Source organism: Paraburkholderia sp. BL6665CI2N2 (genome assembly GCF_004366535.1).
GTDB lineage: Bacteria > Pseudomonadota > Gammaproteobacteria > Burkholderiales > Burkholderiaceae > Paraburkholderia.
Genome location: NZ_SORC01000001.1, coordinates 2,379,886 through 2,397,768 on the forward strand (window position 1 = coordinate 2,379,886; position 17,883 = coordinate 2,397,768).

A 17,883-nucleotide genomic window follows, 5' to 3' on the forward strand; every position below is an offset into this window, starting at 1 on the left:
CCTACACCTTCTTCGACGATGCGAGATAGGCTTCGATGCGTTTATGAATACCGGGCGTGGCGGCCGAACGTACTAGCGCGGCGAGATCTGTATCTGCCTGCTCGGTGTTGAGGGCGCGCTGCAGCAAGGCACGGCTTTCGGCCGACAGGGCGTTTGCGCGCTCTAGGGCGTCCTCGATCACCGTGATGTGCTCTTCCGGGTCCGCGATGCGTTCGATGAAACCGTTCGCGCTGCCGCGCTCGACATCGAATGTCGCGGCCGTTTCGAGAATGCGCTGCGCCTCGAGCGCGCCGACGATGCGGGCGAAGCGCGCCGAGCCGAGCACAAGCCCGAATTTCAATCCAGGCATGCGAAACGTTGACCCCGGCGCGGCGACGCGCAGATTGCATGCTGCAATCAGATCGACGCCCGCGCCAAAGTTGCGGCCATGCGCGAGCGCCACAGTGAAGCAGGAAGAGGTAGCGATCCTGTTTAGCAGCGTCTCGATGCGGATGAAGCGCAGCACGACGTCGCCCTCTGTCTGCGATTGCACTTCGCTCATGTCGAAGCCTGCGCTGAAGCAGCGACCCTCACCCTGAAGTGCGATGAGCGGTGTGTGCGTAGCCTCGGCATCGTCGAGCGCATAAATCAAGTCTTCGACGATATCTGCGGACAGCGCATTCAGTTTGTCAGGGCGATTGAGCGTGATTGTCCAGTGCGTCGGCTGCCTGTCAATGATGACGTTGCTCATACCTCAACCGCCGACTTCGTCAGCAATTCGTCGTTGTGTTCGCCAAGTCCCGGAGGGCGCATGCGGATCTCGGAATTTTGGCCCGAAAATCTGACGGGAGAAGCAAATGTCCTCGTCAGTACGCCATTGGGCAATTCAAGCGGTTGCACCCATTGCATATGCTCGACCTGCGTGTCCGTCAGTACTTGCGAATATGTGTTGATCGGCGCGCATGGTACGCCAGCTTCGCGAAAGCGTGCGATCCAGTGCTCGGCGTCATGATTCGCGAAGATAGATTCGAGTGTATCGCGCAATTCGAGCTGATGCTGCGCGCGCAGCGTGGTGGACGTGTACCGTGCGTCGCCTTCGAGCTCCGGCCGTTCGACGACGCTACACACAGATTTCCACAAGGCATTATTGCCCGCTGCCATGCCGAAATATGTGTCGCGCGCTTTGAACGCTTGATAGGGTGCATTGCGCGGATGGGCCGAGCCGAGCTTCTGCGGGTCGCGTCCGGAGCCAAAATATTCAGAGGTCTGTAGTGCGGCGATGGCGAGTGTTGCGCCGAGCATCGGCACGTCAATGTGCGTACCTTGACCTGTTTGCGCAACGCCGCGTAGCGCGGACGCCACCGAGAATGCGGCATAGAGGCCTGCCGAGAAATCTGCGAGCGGCACGCCGCATTTGACGGGCACGCCGCCAGGCTCTCCGGTGACACTCATGATGCCGCTCATGGCCTGAACAGTCAGGTCGAAGCCACCTTCCTGTGAACGCGGACCGGTTTGTCCATATGCGGAAATCGAGCAATAGACGATGCCAGGTTTCATTGCACGAATGGTTTCGTAGCCGAGACCGAGACGACTCATCACCCCGGGACGATTGTTCTCAATGACAACCTCAGCGGTAGCGATAAGCGCCTTGGCTCGCTCGATATCTTCGGGATTCTTCAGATCCAGTGTGACCGAGCGTTTGTTGCGATTGAGCGAAGCAAAATTCTCGCTATAACCGTCGGAAATTGGCGGCCAGGCGCGCAGCGTATCGCCGCCCTGAGGATGCTCGACCTTGATGACGTCCGCGCCCATGTCTGCGAGCAACATACCGCAATACGGGCCCGCTGCGACATTGCAAAACTCGATGACCCTGATTCCCTGAAGCGGCTGATTCATTCGTTTTCTCCGACAGTCTGTTGGCGTGCGGTGGCGCGTCTCTGCGCTCGTCCGGTTCGGCGCAATTCTCCGAATTCGCTGAGGAGCATTGTGACGTGCAGTTGCACGCATGTAAACTATAAAATGAAACACGCATCCTATAAAATAGGATTTACGGGGTTTGGGAAGCGGTGACTTGGTGTTTAAATATCCACCACGCGCGCCCTTTCACACGGTAGTCGGCAGCACTCATGGCATTGGTAATGCTGGTTATATGCCCGCTGGCACAGTGTAGAATGAGCTTTTAATCCTAAGATTTAGGACCATGGACAAGACGTTGCTGAAGGGCCTGATGCTGCTGGAGGCGCTGGCCGACCAGAACGGCAAGCCAATCCCCATTCCTGTGCTGGCGGAAGAGGTAGGGCTCACTAAAAGCAATACGCACCGCACCTTGCAAACGCTCGCCCACGCGGGCTATGCGACCCGCGACGAGGTCACTGGCAACTATCGCAGCACATTCAAGCTGTTTGAGCTCGGGGCCAAGCAGATGGCGAACATCGACGTGCGGCAGTTTGCGGCGAGTCATATGCGCACGCTAGTCGATCTGACGCAGGAAACGGTGCATCTGTCCATCCTTGATGGTGGCTCAGTCGTCTATGTCGACAAAATTGAGAGCGCGCAGCCCGTGCGTGCATATTCCGTGCTCGGCGGTCATGCTCCCGCCTACTGCGTTGCGACTGGCAAGATCCTTCTCGCGCAGCAGAGTCAGGAGTTTCTGAAACGTCATCTCACGAACCTTGAGGCGTATACGGCTGCGACCATTACGGATCTGCCGATGCTCAAGGCTGAATTGGCGCGCGCGGCGGCCAACGGCTACGCGATGAACCGTGGAGAGTGGCGCGAGAGCGTGGGCGGTGTCGCGGCGCCGATCTTCGATGCGTTCGGCGCGCCCGCTGCCGCCATTGGGATCTCGGGGCCGTTGGAGCGCCTGAGCGCCAAACGGATGAAGGAACTCGCACCCGCCGTGCAGGAGGCGGCATTGAACATCTCCCGTGCGATGGGTTATCGGAAGTCGTCCACCGAGTAGATAAAACACGACGCCGCGACGGATGGCGATTTGCAAAGCCTCATCATCGCATGGGTTCCCTGCATCTGACCCCCGCACGGCTCGCTTCTCATGCCCACTACACGGCTGGCGCTGAGACTTCTCCGATCACATGGTTGCTCCTGCGCACAATCATGAGTGTCGCGAACAACGCGGACAATGCTCCCATTACGAGCCATGCTCCTGGCATCGCCTTGTTCGACGTTGCGTGGATCAGCGCCGTGCAGATGGCCGGCGTGAATCCGCCGAACACTGCTTGAGACAGGCTGTACGCAAGCGAAAAGCCGGTGCCACGTACATTGGCAGGGATGATCTCGGTAAGCGTGACGACAAGCGCAGCCTGATACGACGCGTACAGGAGCGCGAAACCCACTTCAACGACCAGGAGACTCATGAACGACGGCGCAGCGACGAGCCACGTCATCGCGGGCCACGCGACGATTGCAATCGTCAGCGATGCGCCGATCAACAGCGGTCTGCGTCCGACGCGATCGGATACCGCTGCCATCACGGGGATCATCACGAAGGTCGTGAGCGCAACGCAGATTGTCACGTAGAACGTGTCGATGGGCCTGAGGCCGAGTTCCGTGCGACCAAAAGTCGGCGTATACGCGGTAATTAAATAGAACATGATGCTGGTCAGGCTGACGAGCATCGTCGACCACAGAATGACACGCCAGTTAAGTGCAAGCGATCTGAAGATCTCGCCGATGCTTTGGCGTTTCTGTGACGTGAAAACATGCGACTCTGTGACCGAACGGCGAATCCAGAACAGTACCGGTACGATTGAGCATCCGAGCAAAAACGGGATTCGCCAACCCCATGCATCCATCTGCTCGTTCGTCAGTGCGAAGCGCAGCCCGACGCCGAGAACGGCTGCGAGCAACACAGAAACCTGTTGGCTCGCTGACTGCCACGACACGTAAAATCCGCGACGTCCGGGTGGCGCGATTTCAGACAGATAGACCGACACGCCGCCGGATTCCGCACCCGCAGAAAACCCTTGTAACAGGCGCCCGATGATGACCAGCACCGGTGCGAGCGCGCCAATGCTCGCGTACGTCGGCGTGACGGCGATCATCAGCACGCCGATAGACATGAGCGTTAGCGTGAGGATGAGTCCGGCGCGCCGGCCGTGTCTGTCCATATACGAGCCGAGAACAATAGCGCCCAGTGGGCGCATCAGGAAGCCGACGCCAAAAGTGGCCAGTGAGAGCATCAGGGAGATGAACTCGCTGTCGCTGGGAAACATGGCTTTGGCAATCGACGATGCGTAGAAGCCGTAGACCATGAAGTCGTACATCTCAAGGAAGTTGCCGCTCACGACGCGCACTACGTTCGTAACGCTCGCCTGTCCTTTTGCCTCGTTGCTCATTGGGTCTCCTGATTCGGTCTGATAATGACTCTTAAGTCCTAAAAAATAGGATGATAGTTTCAATTTATGAGTTAATGTATGCTTGCACCACACGAAGAGGTGGTCAAGGAACTTCGAAGAAATCGAGGGAATTCCCTGATGAAGCCAGACTGCTACGAGCTTCGACTGCTCGGAAGCGCGAAAGCGGCCCGCAGCGAGGAAGGAAGGGTAGCTACTGGAGCACGTTTGAGTTAATCGAATTGCGCCGGGGCGAAGCGCAGATGGTGCAGATTGACATGCAATAGTTCGCGACAAGCCGCATGCGGGGAACTCGGCGAGATCACAAGGGAAACCGCGCACCTGTCCATTCTGCCTGGCTGTTTTGTTGTCTACAAAGATCAGACTGAGAGCTTGCGCTCGGCGCGCGCATGCGCATATGCGCGGGTATCACATGGAGGCAGGGAAGGTCTGCTGACATATCAGAGGGAGGGGCTTCTCGCGCAGCCTTTGGTGAACCTCGCGGCTTGTACAAAATCTACCAATGCAGATTTTGCTGCGCCGAGAGTGCAACTCGCAAACGCAGCGCACGACAGCTACGCAATCAATCACCGGGAACAAGAAGAACGAGTAGTCAGGGTCGCGACACCCATTTCCGACATGCTCAAGTCGCCTGTTGCAGCCGTTGACAGATCGGGGCTGCTCGAGGCGAAGCGGTGAAACCCATCGGGAGCATACATTCGATGATATGCGGTGTGGTCGGCGACATTTCGCACGCGTTGGAGTGCGTCGAAGTTAAAACCAATGAAAACTAGCACCAGGATGTCCCAGAAGAGGTACATGCCGAACGGCTGTGGGGAATACCTCCAGACGGCTATAAAGAGCGCCAAGCGTATGCTCTATCAGCGATTCTGACTTCACGATATGCGTCGAAGAACGCTGGATCATGGTGACGTTCACGCCTGCCTCCCATAGCGCTCCACATATGTCATCAGGAAATTCAGCAGGTACGCCGCCCGGCGCGACGCGATTGAACACGGGCCTGAAAACGTCGCACTTTGATGTCCTTCGCGACCAGCTTGTCTAACATGCGCGGCTGACTAGGGGAAAAGAAGTCATCTAGAAAAGAGCTTCTCGGCCCAATGCTCCGAATAGCGGACATCGCATCATCTAATCGAAAATGAACAGCTATCAAAATACATAGCGTCCTTTCCTCGTCAGTGTGCAGGCTACTGGAGTTATGCAGTAACGCAATTTTTCTCTGCTGTTTGGTATATTCTCTGTTTGGATTGGCTTATAACGGCAGTTGATGAAGCGTTTGCTAGTCAGTAAAGAAGCTGCTGGATTTTGCTAGAAAAATTTTATTTTATGCAGTAAAAGCGATTACGTGCTCCATGCATCGATTGTGACCAAAATCCTAATAAGATGCAAGAGGATGGGGCGACGGGGTGGCATCATAAATATTTCGCCGGCAATGATCGATTGCAAAATTTAATTAATGAAAAATCGCCTTAAAAGCCAGAAGAGATTCTTGTTTTTATTAACGACGACGTATTGAATGGCATGTGCGCGCGATGGAGAGAATTCGGTTGACTGATTTTAATTAATCGGCGGGGATAATATGAAATATAACGAAGAAAGCGTCCGACAATACATGGCGCTGTACGAGACCACTCCAGCAATACTTCACTCGATTAATAGTGAATTCCGCCTGATCCATGTTAGCGATCTCTGGCTTAAGACGTTTGGTTATGGCAGGGAAGAAATTGTCGGGCAGGTGTGGACTGGAATGCTGACCGATCAATCCAGAAAATACGCCGAAGAGACCGCGCTCCCGGAACTTTTTCGTCTAGGTTACATGGAGGGAGTCGAGTATGAGGTTATGCGGAAAGATGGCAACATTCTGAATGTTGTGGTCTCGTCAGTGATGACGTACGACGCCGCTGGTGTACCTCTCCTATCGATAACGGCGATAACCGATATCACGGCAAACAAGCGATTACGAGCAGCGCTAGAAAACCAGCACGAACATCTGCGGATCACGTTAGATTCTATCAGTGATGGAGTAATCACCGTTTGCAAAGGCGGAAAAATTACTTATCTAAATGCGGCTGCTGAACAACTTACTGGCTGGAAGGCAGCTGATGCGCAAGGACAGCGCTGCGAAAACGTTATTTCAGTTTCAGATCAGATAACCAATCGCTCATCTAAAAGTCTTATAAATAATTGGCTAACTGGCGGAGATGGATTTGCAGCAAGCAAAGAAGTTATTCTGGCTAGTCGTGATGGAAAAAGCGAGTATCACGTCGAAGTTTCAAGTGCCGAAATAAGGTCGATAGCAGGCAACGAAGTTGGTATTGTTATTGTCTTTCGAAATGTGTCGGAGCAGCATCATCTTCAAAAAGAATTGCTTTTTCGCGCCACGCATGACGAACTGACTGGAATTCTGAATCGAGGTGAGTTTGATCGTCGCCTGCATCGAACGCTTCAGGCAATGAGTAACCGGGACGAAACCAGTTCGGCGGTTCTCTATATGGACCTTGATGGTTTTAAAGTGGTAAATGATGCTGCAGGTCATGCTACAGGGGATCGTCTTCTAAAGCAGGTCGTCGGTATTTTGAGTCGAATTGTACGCAAAACAGATACTTTGGCTCGCCTTGGCGGCGATGAATTTGGTGTCGTCTTCGAACACTGTTCGATGTCGGTTGTACGAGGAATAGCGCAGAAGATTTGCGACCAGATCGATGCACTCCGTTTCCAGCATGAGGGCCAACGGTTGCATATCAGTGCCAGCATAGGTCTTGTTCAGATTGACGAGTATTGGCAGTCGGCTGCGAGCGTCCTCGGCGCGGCAGACAGTGCTTGCTACGTCGCGAAAGAGAGCGGGCGAAATCGCGTGCACACATATTCGGTTGACGATCGCATGATCAAAGGGAGATTAAGTGATATGAACTGGGTTCGTAAGATTGAGGCAGCGTTGGATCACGAACGGTTCGTTCTATATTGGCAGGAAATTAAACCTTTAAGTGAGCCGGACAGTGGATACATTCATGGAGAAATCCTACTGCGACTCATCGGTGATGAGAATGAATTGATATTGCCATCTGCGTTTCTCGCCGCTGCAGAAAGATTTCGTATTGTGTCTCGCATTGATAGATGGGTGGTTAGAAAGGTGTTTCGTTGGATGGCCGAACATCACGACGAAATACGGCACGTGCAGACCATGGCAATAAATCTTTCCGGTCTATCAATCAACGATGGAGATTTTCACGCATATGTCTATGAGCTTCTCGATGCTATAGATTTTGATCACCGGAAAATTTGCTTCGAAATAACGGAAACGTCAGCAATTCAGCATCTGGAAGAATCAGTGTCATTTATTGAGTCATTGAACAAATATGGGGTCCGTTTTTCGCTGGATGACTTCGGTAGTGGTGCTTCATCTTTTGGTTACCTGAAAGAGTTGCCTGTGGATTTTCTGAAAATAGATGGGCAATTCATCCGTGGATTGACGGAAGATCCGATCGGACAGGCGACGGTCCGCTGCATAAACGAAGTCGCAAGAATCACAGGTAAGCGAACTATCGCGGAGTTCGTCGAAACGGAGGCAGTGGAGAAATTGCTTAAGCAGATGGGGGTTAATTACACGCAGGGGTATCTCCGACATCGTCCTGCGGAGCTTGATCTCATATTGCGACCATTTTCGCCAGCCGGTGAAACTGCGCGAAGTACGCATTAGGGAACGTATTGGTTGCGATGATCAGACTATTCTTTAGCATGGACGAGGTGTTAGCGAGCACCAGGCGTTTTTCGCACAACGAGTAGTGTGCTTCGAAGCGGGCAGTCATCCGATCTTGCATGTAGGTAAAGGAGGATATGTGAATACGGTCCATTTTATAAGCAGCGGTCCAAAAGTGTCGCTCCAAGATAACCGATCCTCAAAGTTAGAGATCGATGATTTGTGTATGGTTCTCTTTGATAGATGGTGCGAGCGAAGGAGCATTTTACCACTGGCTTATCTGATGCATAGCTGGCCCATGCCAACCAAGGCGTTTCAGGTAATCCAGAGATTATCAGGAACGCTCAAAGAATTGGAATTGTTCCACGCAGACACACTAACCGCCGAGGAGCGGAGACTTCTTGGTGATCTCGTTGATCTGATCACCTTGACACTTCGGCGCACTCTCGAGCAAAACCCTGCGCTCTATAGCTCCGGAGGTCGACCAATCGATTCAGCCTGAATATTGATGTATGGCATCTTCCGGGAACAGGAATCGCGCAGAGCAGTGCGAGTCCCTTATCTTGCACAGTTGGGTAATGATATCTGGTCGATCCTGAACAATTCGCATTATCGGCCGATCAACACACGCTGTTGATACGGCAACGACTGAGTTGAACAAAGCGATGAGAGCGAGGGCGTAAAAAGCCCTCAGCTTCCTGAGGATCATCCGCAGGTTGTACTGCGCCGCACAGCACCGCGTGGACCGCATCACCCCGGCGTGCCTTTAACCTATTTGGATCCATGTTTCCGTCTGTCTTCATTTGCCGAATCGCTGTGTCGTTGCGATTGACACTTTCACGTCGAACTCGTAGGCAATGCATGCCTTCTCATTGGCCAGACACTCGACTTCCGATGCGTGCAGCACATAGAGCTTGTTCTTATGCAGTTGCCGCAGGACGGCTCTCCGTCCGTCGCGAACTATGTGCTTCAGCATCTTGGTCTCTGACGAAAAAGCAGGCAGTTATATCGACAGCTTATTTGTGGTCCTCGACGAAACCAGCGCAGAGCGTTTGCTTGCTTTGTCGCCAGCTGCGCGACTAAGCATCCAAACCGATGTCTGCACATGGTCCATCAAAGATTTTAGTTGGAGAGCCGGCTCCCTCACAGTCTGAATCTTGCTCTTATCTCGCTCGGCGTGATGTGAGCCTGGCGCAGAAAAGCCCGTCGCATACGCTGCTCATCGCCAAATCCGTATCGAGTCGCTATTGCACTGAGCGAGGTATCGCTCTGCTCGATTGATTCGCGAGCCGCCTGCACTCGCATGATCTCAACTGCCTTCGCCGGAGGTAGACCGATACGAGACACGCATGTGCGCGCAAACGTCCTTGAACTCATACCAACTCTCTCCGCCAGAACCTCGGCACGGAGATCAGCCCCAAGATTATTTGCGATCCAAGCGAAGAGCGATTCCAGTGGACCGCCTGCATCCGCTATCTGCCCAGAGAGGACCGTACTGAATTGCGATTGGCCCCCCGGTCGTTTGAGGAAGACCACCAACTCTCGAGCCACCTCAAGCGCAATCGCAATTCCATAATCCTTCTCGATAAGCGCCAAAGTGAGATCCACTCCTGCGCTGACGCCTGCCGAGGACCAGATTGTGCCGTCTTGCACCCAGATTCGATCTCGTTCCAGTTCGATGTCAATAAAACGATCAGCAAACTGATCACAATATCGCCAATGAGTTGCGGCTCGACGTCCTTTTAGTAGGCCTGCTTCTGCAGCAAGGAATGCACCCGTACAGACACACGCAATCCGCCCGGAGCGGGCTGCGAGGCGCTTGACCAGACGTACGAGCGTGGCATCTTTTGCCGCCGTTGGCGCATCGGTACCGCCTGGGATGATAAGGGTGTCAATCGGCCCATTCGCTCTGTCCGCGCGGATGCTTCCGAATGCGAGTCCCTGGCAGTCACTCTCCACAAGTCCGCCCGACACCGAGGTAATGGTCACGCTATACCTGCCACCGCCTGCTGCGGCCAGAGCCCGTGCAGGACCGGCGACATCGTATGAAGCGACTCCCGGATAGATGAGAAAGCAGACCCGATGGGGTTTCACAGTGTCCAGCTTGTCGAAAAATTAACCAGCACCACAATTTAGTCCGAATCACTGAAGACAGGCGAAGCATTTTAGCCCAAAATATTGGACCAAAGGAAATCGTGGTTGCCGTTGAGCCGGTAGATACACGGAGGGCTGGGTCTCGCAATCGTCGGATGCAAGGAAATGACGTTGTGCGGCTGAGTGACACTATGCATAACTATCAGACGCCGAGGATGATTTGATCGAAAATGAAAGACGCACACGTAGCCATTCGATCCAGATGGCGTGCTTCTGGATTGTTGGAATCTGGTTGCGCAGGAGAGTAACGCAAAACATCCAGAGCATCTTTCAGGGAAGTCTGCACATCAACTCTAAGAACTATATCTGCATCAGTAAATTTGGCACCTCATTCGTCAAGCGCTGATTTCATACGACGACTTCCTCGCGGTCGCCAGACACCATTCGATTGCACTGATACGTTGAGAATGCTGATGCGATCAGAGTAACCGTCCGCCCCTGACCGTATAGACGCCTGATGAAGGCGACGCCATGCTTTCCGGGGGCACAAATGTGACTGTGTCCACAAAGGAATCATGGACACAGTGACTGAATTCACCGAAGTCAAAGGCGCCCGGAAATATCGCCGGCGTACCGTGGACGAGAAACGCCAGATCGTCGAAGAGACGTTATCCAGTAGACGTTCGGTGGCGGAGATTGCACGCAGTCACGAAGTGAACGCGAATCAGCTGTTTGACTGGCGCAAGCAGTATCTGGAGGGGCGCCTTGGCGTGAACGGTCGCGAATGCGCCTTGCTGCCGGTCACCGTGAATGAGGCCAGCGACAGCGGCGCGGCCGAACCGGCTGCATCTACGCCTGCGGCACAGGCGCCCGGCACGATCCGGATCCAGTTGCCACGAGGCGAGGTACACGTTGAGGGGAGTGTCGATCCCGACACGCTGCGCGTAGTGATCCAGTGCCTGAGCCGATGATTGGTCCGCTGGCAAACGCGCGCATCTGGGTTGCCGCCGGATTTACGGATATGCGCTGCGGCTTCGACGGCCTGGCCGCGAAGGTGCAGACCGTGCTGGCGAAGGATCCATTCTCTGGTCACATCTTCGTGTTCAGGGGCAAACGTGGCGACCTCATCAATGCCTGTACTGGCGCGACGGCGGCCTATGCCTGTTCGCCAAACGCCTGGAGCGTGGGCGCTTTGCGTGGCCTCGTGCTGACGGCGGTGTTGTTTCGCTGACCAGCGCTCAACTCGGCCTTCTGCTCGAAGGATTCGACTGGCGACAGCCCGTCGATGCAGCGCGCCCCTCCAGCGCTTTGTAAACGTATGTGACAACGCGGGCATAGCGCAATGCACGCGCGTAAACTGCCGGCATGGCATCCAGCGACGCTACCCTTCCGGACGACATCGAGGCCTTGAAGGCTCTCTTGCTCGCGCGTGAGGCGGCGTTACGTGAGCGCGAAGGCGACCTCGCGGATCTGCGTGACACCGTAACGACGCTCCAGAAGACACTCTCCGACCGGGCGCTCGAGATCGAGCACCTGAAGCTGTGGATCGCGAAGCTCCAGCGCATGCAATTCGGGCGCAAGTCGGAGAAGATTGATCGCCAGATCGAGCAACTGGAATTGCGTCTCGAAGATCTGCAGGCCGACGACGGCGCGGCGATGGTCGACACACCGACAAGTTCCCGCTCAGAAGCGGGCAAGCCGACGGGACGCAAGCCACTTCCGGAACATCTGCCGCGCGAAGACGTTGTTCATCAGCCCGACGACGCGAGCTGTCCGCAATGCGGCGGCGCGCTTGGCGATCTCGGCGAGGACGTTTCCGAACAACTCGACTATGTACCGGGGCATTGGCGAGTGATTCGTCACCGGCGACTCAAGAAGGCTTGTACCTGCTGTGACTGCATTGTGCAGGGCGCCGCGCCCAGCCGGCCAATCGATCGCGGCATGCCCGGTCCCGGGTTGCTCGCGCATGTTCTGGTCGCTAAATTCTGTGATCACCTTCCACTGTATCGACAATCAGTGATTTACGCGCGCGACGGCGTGGACCTCAGCCGTTCGACACTCGCGGACTGGGTCGGCCAGTGCAGTGCGTTGCTCCGGCCACTTGTAGAGGTCGTTCGCCGGTACGTGATGGCCGCCTCGAAGATCCACGCGGATGACACGCCGGTACCTGTGCTCGACCCGGGGAACGGCAAGACCCGTACCGCCCGGCTCTGGACGTATGTTCGGGATGACCGGCCAGCTGGTTCGAAGGAGGCGCCGGCGGTCTGGTTCGCATACAGTCCCACGCGGGCTGGTGAATATCCACAAGCCCATCTGAAGGACTTCAGAGGAACATTGCAGGCCGATGCGTTCGCGGGGTACAACGCGATCTACGAGGATGATGATGTGCGCGAGGCTGCATGCATGGCGCACGCGCGCCGTAAATTCCACGATCTGTTCGTCGCACGCAGGAACGAGATCAACACTGAAGCGTTGCGCCGGATCGGCGAACTGTACGCAATTGAGGCCGCGATTCGCGGCAAGCCACCAGACGAACGAAGACGTGTCAGGCAGGAGCAGGCGCGTCCGCTACTCGATGCGTTCGGGATCTGGCTGCGCTCGACATTGGGTACGGTTTCGCAGAAAGGCGATACCGCCAAAGCCATCAACTACGCTCTGAATCAGTGGGCGGCGCTCACGCTGTACGTCGATGACGGCGCCGTGGAAATCGACAACAACGCAGCCGAACGCGCTTTACGTGCCGTCGCTCTCGGCCGAAAAAACTTCCTGCACTTCGGTTCCGACAGCGGCGGCGAACGCGGGGCCGCAATCTACACTCTGGTCGGTACTGCCAAACTGAATGGCCTTGATCCCGAGGCCTACCTGCGCCACGTCATCGCTCGCATCGCCGAGCATCCCGTCAATCGCGTCGACGAACTGTTGCCATGGGTCGTTGCCGATCACCTTCACCACAACATCGCCTGAACTCAACGCGCTGCGTTTAACTGCTCGATATCAACACGCCGTCAAGAACGGTCGCGGTCGGACGGTTACCGATCAGAACGGCTTCCTTCAGGACCAACATGCTTCATGTCGGTCAATGGAAAGTTGGCAAATCTGCTGAAATTCCACAATCGGTGCAATAAAGGTGCACATCCTCCGAACTAGTACCAATCATCACTTTCCGGAAACCCTTCGGTGCTACGAAAGAAATCGGATCGATCTTGCCTTGATCAATTTCGATAGATTTCTCTTCAATAATTGCGATCTTCCCGCAATTCGCGCAGGTAATTGCTATAGACATGGCTTAATATTTCCAAATTAAATTTGATAAAAGTTTCAAGGGAAACTCAGCTGGAACTGGCTTCATTCTTTGCCGGCTATCTGTTCCCCGTCGGTCTATGGAAATATGCAGCTGTTAAAGAAAGCTTACTGGTCCGCAAGCCTAAGGACTATCGTGCAAGCGCCGTCCGGCGATTTTGACGATGGTAGTATTCAATTTCGTATCAGCGCTTCATCGGACAGTCACATATTTGCGAGCGGATGATTGTAAGGAAATCGCAGCACATTCGGATTTCGCGATACTTGTATGCCGAGCCATCAGTCGGTACTTGTCATTGCGTGTTCATGGAACAAAGGCTCTCTTGCTGCGCAAGATACAGAGGAACTTGATGTGAATCGATGTCTCAGTCCTTCTTGCAGACAGCACGTCAGTCTCGTCCAGCATGATCCCGGCGTTCGATACAGCAACATTTGCTCGGCTTGAAAACTCCAACAAAATGGCCAGACGGAATCGGATAGCCGAGAATCAAAGACTCACCCCGTGTCGGGATTTCAGCACCCTGCTGCACAGAACGATTACCGAGCGATTCAGCTTGTCCCAAGCTGTCCACGCATCCAAGTAGACGTGCGTTGCCTGAGTACGGACAGGTGAAATGATGCCGCTGAAGATGAGCTCGATCGGTTATGCACTGCTTTACTCCCAGTTTTCATCGCCCCGGCTTGGGTCTGGAGTCGAAAGACATCCCCCATCCTTCACAACACGCGTCTTCGATGCGGGGTGTTTCTTCAGACCTCCGACCGGCCCTGCGTTTGGTCGTGTCGGCCTGCGCTGAAGGTCACCCAGACAGTTAGGGCAGTGGCCGGACAGCACGCCGGTGGTGCATGTCGGGCAGAAGGTACATTCGTAACTACAGATATAGGCCTCATCCGTAGGGCGTAGGTCCGTGTCACAGCATTCACAATTCGGTCTGAGATCCAATACAGCCATAATGACTTTCTCCAAGATGCCGTTCTAAAAGGCAAACGCTCCAGACCACACTGCCAACACGCCTGTGCATGTATTCGTGGGGCACGATTTCGGGATCCACACCTGTTTGGCCTCTGCTCGTTCCCTCACCAAAGAGGCACTGCTTCAGATGAGAAGGTACCGGGTCGGTGAGTTGGCGTAAAGGTCAAGTAAGCGTCATTTTTTGCCATGACGGGACACGTTGAAATGGTCGCTCTGCGATTGAAACTTGCCTGTGGTGAATTCATTCGCGCGTCCGATCGCGCGCTTATCTTCTGGGCTTTTCATACGCAGTGCTGCCTACGCAAATCTCACCCAGATCGCCTCGTCGTGACTCTTACGTACCTAGTGATTTAGTCATTAAACTTTTCAGCAGGAACGCTGCGCAGTGCAATTCTGCGTTGATCTGCCTGCCAGGGACATCGTCCCTTGGTTCGCGCGCTACCGGGAGGGTTACATCGATGGTTGAGGTGCTTTCGCTGGTTGTTTTGCCGGAAACGACGGACTTTTACGTTACTGCGCTCCAAGGACGGTCTGCCGACGATCCCGGCGTCAGCATTCGTTCGGTAACAAAGGTAGACGCTTTGCCTCCGTCGTTCCTTACGTATACGCTGGACGATGGCAATCAGTTTGCAATTGTTGATGACGGCGAGCCGCACAAAATGCAGATGTGTATCGATATGGATAAAGGTCCGGACCAGTCGTAGATCCAGGAGATTGCCAACGCAAAAGCAGGCGTCGCGAGGCCGATTATTCGGGAGCTAATTTTTCAAGAATGCTAGATAGGAAACTATGATTTATGTTGCAGTTGTAAATCATTGCATATTTTTAACAAATGTTTAGTAATGCTATGGGATGACTAGCGGATACGTGTTATCCGGAGCAGGCGATGACGTCGTGCGCCTGCTGGTGATTGTTCTTGCGCTGCGTCCGCGTGCAATAGAGTGTGGCGACTGCCGTGGCAACGTTGACTTCCTTGCCGACACGAGTGAGGAAAGCTGCAGTGGACACAGTGCAACTACTTTCATACTTTCGAAAGCATAGGAGCTAAGTTGATGGAACAAGTTCGCGTTGCCGAGCGATGCTCGGAACTGACCCGGCAAAGCTTATTGCCCATTAAAGTATCTGATGGCGCTTTTTTTCATGTGCGCTACAGCCGAAACACTGATGATGCTACAGAAAGTGCGTTCATAGCTCACACGTACGATAGCGTGCGAACTTTGCTGGCTGCATCGAACTGCGCCACACCCGCTGTGTATCTTTGCTCAAAGACAGTTGGTGGAGACATGGCCGTCCGGCGAATAGCTCTGATCAGAAAAATCCCACATACCGGCTTGTGCATCCTTGAATTCGAAGACGGGCGAGGCGTGCTTTGGGATGAGAGCAGGTATCTTGGGGCGGTGAGCTGTTACGTCGAAATAGACACGCCGCAGAGCGTGGGGCAATTGGCGACCATTGCTGCGCGTTTGGCAAGCACCAGCAACGCAGAATGCGAACCCAATGACGCGCGTCAAGACGGAGGCTGATTTTTAGTTGCTGCTATGAATGGGAAAAGAGGCAAGGCGGGGAAGGTGGGGTTGAGTCGACAGGTCCTATTTCTCGATTTTGACGGTGTCCTTCACAGGCTCGACACCGTGCGGACGCGGAAAGGCATTTCAAGCACCTCTCTGTGCATTCGACTTCTCGAATTTTCCCCGATTCTTATTGACTATCTTGCGTCCGACGTCAGTGCGAAAATTGTTCTTTCCACGTCGTGGGGGTATCACTTGCGCTACCAACGAGCGAAGAACGCGTTGCCTGCCGAGCTCAGTGAGCGTGTAGTCGGTGCAACGTTTCACTCGAAATATTTCGATGCTGCGACATGGGAATCGAAGCTCCGTGGGGTCAGGTTCTGTGCTATGTCCAGACGCATCGGCTAATGAGACGGCCCGCAATCGACGACGAAATTCACACGATACTCTGCACTCGACTCGCAGAGCATTTCGGTTGACAAAGTTTAAGGAGAGAAGACAAATGCGACGTGTGCTCTTTCTTGATATCGATGGAGTGCTTCATCGAGGTATCGCTCGTCGCTCTGGAAACCGTGTGATGAGCAGTGCGCCTAACATCAAGCTGTTTGAATATGCCGATGTGCTCGATAGCTTGCTACTTCCATATCCTGACGTCGAGATTGTGCTTTCAAGTGACTGGTCGGTGGTCTTCGGAATGGAATCGACGCGTAACGCAATTCCGTCTTCAGGTCTGCGGGACCGCATCACCGGCGCGACGTGGGATGGATTCACATTAGATCCAATTGTTTGGTCGGTTCTCCCACGTGGTGCGCAGGTTCTCGACTACGTCAGAAGGAACAAGCCGCTGAGATGGTTGGCTGTTGACGACCGCGCAGATGGGTTTGAGGCGCACCGACAGAGGCTCGTGCACTGTCAAACCGATGTGGGCTTGGGAGACTCTGCGGTCGTCGAGCAATTCCGCGAGCGTCTACAACAATGCCTCACGCATGCACCGAAATATGAGTCCGAGAACTGACACACATACGAAAGTTAAGGCGCGTAACGAAAGCGCTAGCTCCGTATCTAAGCCAAAACTGGGCCGGCGGGTTGAGAAACAACTCTCCGTAGCAATCGAGCATGGTCTTGCTCTTATCGTAGGAGAGCTGACTCCGCGCCGCTACGTAGAGTGGATGACAACATCGGACGCCGAGATTGGTCGAGCACTCAAGCAAGCCATTTTAGACGTGCAGTTTGAGCGGCGACGGAAGGCAAGATCAAAGGCCGGTTGGTAGCCGGAAACAACGCTGAAAGAGAAAGAATGTCTAACCGTGCTCTTCTTCACGGCCTTTGGGACCGTTGTTACTGGCCTTTCTCTATTATTTGCGTGGCGGACGCCGACCCTCAAGGATCTGTTCATCATGGCGTCAGTGGCAACGTTCTCTACTGCGGACCAACTTCTATTTACTGTTGCAGTAAGGCGCGAAAGCGCCGCACGACTCGCCCCTTACACTTACGCAAGCATCGTCTGGGCAACGCTTTTCGGCTTCTTCGTGTGGGACGAGACGTTAGGCCTCGTGTCAGTCATTGGAATAGCCGCGATCGTCGGCAGCTCGATCGCTGTCGCTGTTCGCGAGGAGCCGCCTGAGGGTCCTGCGTTCTAGAAACGATGTTCGGGGACATTGGACCGGCTTAATCAGTTGGCTCAGTTCACCATCTGATTGCCACCAGCCGGACTGCAGAACCGGCAGGGGTGAACTACCCCGGCCTGAAGGCCGGAGCTTCCCCTTGAAGAGCCATTTTCAATGGAGCCTTGTAAGACTTCGCTACCGGTGTAAGGGATTCAGTTAAACCACCGGTCGCGGGTCGCCATCGCTCAAGCAACGCACCCTTGACCGCCTTGTACTGCATCGGTCTTGGTGAGAGGCGTCCATAAACATAAACTATGTTCAATTCGTCCGGACATGGTCGAGGCGCTGATGGACG

Annotated in this window: 15 protein-coding genes and 2 pseudogenes; 9 read left to right on the forward strand and 8 right to left on the reverse strand. The window is 54.4% G+C overall.

Annotation, left to right across the window (positions count from 1 at the left end; genetic code table 11):
• Position 1 precedes the first annotated feature (1 nt).
• Both B0G81_RS10670 and B0G81_RS10675 read right to left on the reverse strand, forming a co-directional pair.
• Positions 2-730 carry an enoyl-CoA hydratase/isomerase family protein gene (locus B0G81_RS10670; RefSeq protein ID WP_134135131.1) on the reverse strand — a complete coding sequence of 243 codons (729 nt, stop codon included), beginning with the start codon at positions 728-730 and terminating at the stop codon, positions 2-4.
• The gene (locus B0G81_RS10675) at positions 727-1,875 is read right to left on the reverse strand and encodes a CoA transferase (protein ID WP_134143062.1); all 1,149 of its coding nucleotides are present in this window, start codon (positions 1,873-1,875) and stop codon (positions 727-729) included. The genes B0G81_RS10670 and B0G81_RS10675 overlap by 4 nt, the downstream gene beginning before the upstream one ends.
• Positions 1,876-2,179: 304 nt before the next feature.
• Here B0G81_RS10675 and B0G81_RS10680 point away from each other — a divergent pair, with 304 nt between their 5' ends.
• On the forward strand, positions 2,180-2,941 hold the full coding sequence (locus tag B0G81_RS10680; protein WP_134135134.1) for an IclR family transcriptional regulator: 762 nt from the start codon (positions 2,180-2,182) through the stop codon (positions 2,939-2,941).
• A 97-nt stretch (positions 2,942-3,038) separates the two neighbouring features.
• Here B0G81_RS10680 and B0G81_RS10685 read toward each other — a convergent pair whose 3' ends face one another.
• The gene (locus B0G81_RS10685) at positions 3,039-4,334 is read right to left on the reverse strand and encodes an MFS transporter (RefSeq protein WP_134143063.1); all 1,296 of its coding nucleotides are present in this window, start codon (positions 4,332-4,334) and stop codon (positions 3,039-3,041) included.
• Positions 4,335-5,931: 1,597 nt separating this feature from the next.
• On the opposite strand from B0G81_RS10685, the gene B0G81_RS10700 reads away from it, so the two are divergent.
• The gene (locus B0G81_RS10700) at positions 5,932-8,049 is read left to right on the forward strand and encodes an EAL domain-containing protein (RefSeq protein ID WP_134135143.1); all 2,118 of its coding nucleotides are present in this window, start codon (positions 5,932-5,934) and stop codon (positions 8,047-8,049) included.
• 493 nt (positions 8,050-8,542) lie between these two features.
• Here B0G81_RS10700 and B0G81_RS44540 read toward each other — a convergent pair.
• Together B0G81_RS44540 and B0G81_RS10710 are read right to left on the reverse strand one after the other, a co-directional pair.
• Positions 8,543-8,971: pseudogene (locus B0G81_RS44540) on the reverse strand (hypothetical protein); the annotation flags it as partial.
• 221 nt (positions 8,972-9,192) lie between these two features.
• Positions 9,193-10,143: a DJ-1/PfpI family protein gene (locus B0G81_RS10710; protein ID WP_134135148.1), complete on the reverse strand. Its 951-nt coding sequence runs from the start codon at positions 10,141-10,143 to the stop codon at positions 9,193-9,195.
• Positions 10,144-10,718: 575 nt separating this feature from the next.
• On the opposite strand from B0G81_RS10710, the gene B0G81_RS45355 reads away from it, so the two are divergent.
• The 3 genes and pseudogenes from B0G81_RS45355 to B0G81_RS10725 all read left to right on the forward strand — a co-directional run bounded on the left by B0G81_RS45355 (position 10,719) and on the right by B0G81_RS10725 (position 13,107).
• A complete protein-coding gene (locus B0G81_RS45355; RefSeq protein ID WP_134135152.1) occupies positions 10,719-11,114 on the forward strand; it encodes a transposase in 396 nt (131 codons plus the stop codon).
• Between the two features lie 50 nt (positions 11,115-11,164).
• A pseudogene (gene tnpB, locus B0G81_RS10720) lies at positions 11,165-11,457 on the forward strand (IS66 family insertion sequence element accessory protein TnpB).
• 51 nt (positions 11,458-11,508) lie between these two features.
• Positions 11,509-13,107: an IS66 family transposase gene (locus tag B0G81_RS10725; protein WP_134135155.1), complete on the forward strand. Its 1,599-nt coding sequence runs from the start codon at positions 11,509-11,511 to the stop codon at positions 13,105-13,107.
• 112 nt (positions 13,108-13,219) lie between these two features.
• On the opposite strand, the gene B0G81_RS10730 is transcribed toward B0G81_RS10725, so the two are convergent.
• Positions 13,220-13,426 carry a hypothetical protein gene (locus tag B0G81_RS10730; RefSeq protein ID WP_134135158.1) on the reverse strand — a complete coding sequence of 69 codons (207 nt, stop codon included), beginning with the start codon at positions 13,424-13,426 and terminating at the stop codon, positions 13,220-13,222.
• A gap of 672 nt (positions 13,427-14,098) precedes the next feature.
• The gene (locus B0G81_RS10735; protein ID WP_134143064.1) at positions 14,099-14,392 is read right to left on the reverse strand and encodes a DUF1272 domain-containing protein; all 294 of its coding nucleotides are present in this window, start codon (positions 14,390-14,392) and stop codon (positions 14,099-14,101) included.
• A 479-nt stretch (positions 14,393-14,871) separates the two neighbouring features.
• Here B0G81_RS10735 and B0G81_RS10740 point away from each other — a divergent pair, with 479 nt between their 5' ends.
• On the forward strand, positions 14,872-15,117 hold the full coding sequence (locus tag B0G81_RS10740) for a hypothetical protein (protein ID WP_134135162.1): 246 nt from the start codon (positions 14,872-14,874) through the stop codon (positions 15,115-15,117).
• 166 nt (positions 15,118-15,283) lie between these two features.
• On the opposite strand, the gene B0G81_RS43565 is transcribed toward B0G81_RS10740, so the two are convergent.
• Complete coding sequence (locus tag B0G81_RS43565; RefSeq protein ID WP_166678952.1) at positions 15,284-15,421, reverse strand: hypothetical protein; 138 nt, start codon at positions 15,419-15,421, stop codon at positions 15,284-15,286.
• A 44-nt stretch (positions 15,422-15,465) separates the two neighbouring features.
• Here B0G81_RS43565 and B0G81_RS10745 point away from each other — a divergent pair, with 44 nt between their 5' ends.
• The 3 genes from B0G81_RS10745 to B0G81_RS10755 all read left to right on the forward strand — a co-directional run bounded on the left by B0G81_RS10745 (position 15,466) and on the right by B0G81_RS10755 (position 17,561).
• Positions 15,466-15,936 carry a hypothetical protein gene (locus B0G81_RS10745; protein WP_134135166.1) on the forward strand — a complete coding sequence of 157 codons (471 nt, stop codon included), beginning with the start codon at positions 15,466-15,468 and terminating at the stop codon, positions 15,934-15,936.
• A 487-nt stretch (positions 15,937-16,423) separates the two neighbouring features.
• Positions 16,424-16,936 carry an HAD domain-containing protein gene (locus B0G81_RS10750; protein WP_134135170.1) on the forward strand — a complete coding sequence of 171 codons (513 nt, stop codon included), beginning with the start codon at positions 16,424-16,426 and terminating at the stop codon, positions 16,934-16,936.
• Positions 16,937-17,228: 292 nt separating this feature from the next.
• The gene (locus tag B0G81_RS10755) at positions 17,229-17,561 is read left to right on the forward strand and encodes a DMT family transporter (protein WP_243856414.1); all 333 of its coding nucleotides are present in this window, start codon (positions 17,229-17,231) and stop codon (positions 17,559-17,561) included.
• The last annotated feature ends 322 nt before the right edge of the window (positions 17,562-17,883 follow it).

Coding starts and splice junctions, on each gene's coding strand:
- B0G81_RS10670 (WP_134135131.1), bottom strand. CDS start 730: ATGAGCAACGTCATCATTGACAGGCAGCCGACGCACTGGACAATCACG.
- B0G81_RS10675 (WP_134143062.1), bottom strand. CDS start 1,875: ATGAATCAGCCGCTTCAGGGAATCAGGGTCATCGAGTTTTGCAATGTC.
- B0G81_RS10680 (WP_134135134.1), top strand. CDS start 2,180: ATGGACAAGACGTTGCTGAAGGGCCTGATGCTGCTGGAGGCGCTGGCC.
- B0G81_RS10685 (WP_134143063.1), bottom strand. CDS start 4,334: ATGAGCAACGAGGCAAAAGGACAGGCGAGCGTTACGAACGTAGTGCGC.
- B0G81_RS10700 (WP_134135143.1), top strand. CDS start 5,932: ATGAAATATAACGAAGAAAGCGTCCGACAATACATGGCGCTGTACGAG.
- B0G81_RS45355 (WP_134135152.1), top strand. CDS start 10,719: ATGGACACAGTGACTGAATTCACCGAAGTCAAAGGCGCCCGGAAATAT.
- B0G81_RS10725 (WP_134135155.1), top strand. CDS start 11,509: ATGGCATCCAGCGACGCTACCCTTCCGGACGACATCGAGGCCTTGAAG.
- B0G81_RS10730 (WP_134135158.1), bottom strand. CDS start 13,426: ATGTCTATAGCAATTACCTGCGCGAATTGCGGGAAGATCGCAATTATT.
- B0G81_RS10735 (WP_134143064.1), bottom strand. CDS start 14,392: ATGGCTGTATTGGATCTCAGACCGAATTGTGAATGCTGTGACACGGAC.
- B0G81_RS10740 (WP_134135162.1), top strand. CDS start 14,872: ATGGTTGAGGTGCTTTCGCTGGTTGTTTTGCCGGAAACGACGGACTTT.
- B0G81_RS10745 (WP_134135166.1), top strand. CDS start 15,466: ATGGAACAAGTTCGCGTTGCCGAGCGATGCTCGGAACTGACCCGGCAA.
- B0G81_RS10750 (WP_134135170.1), top strand. CDS start 16,424: ATGCGACGTGTGCTCTTTCTTGATATCGATGGAGTGCTTCATCGAGGT.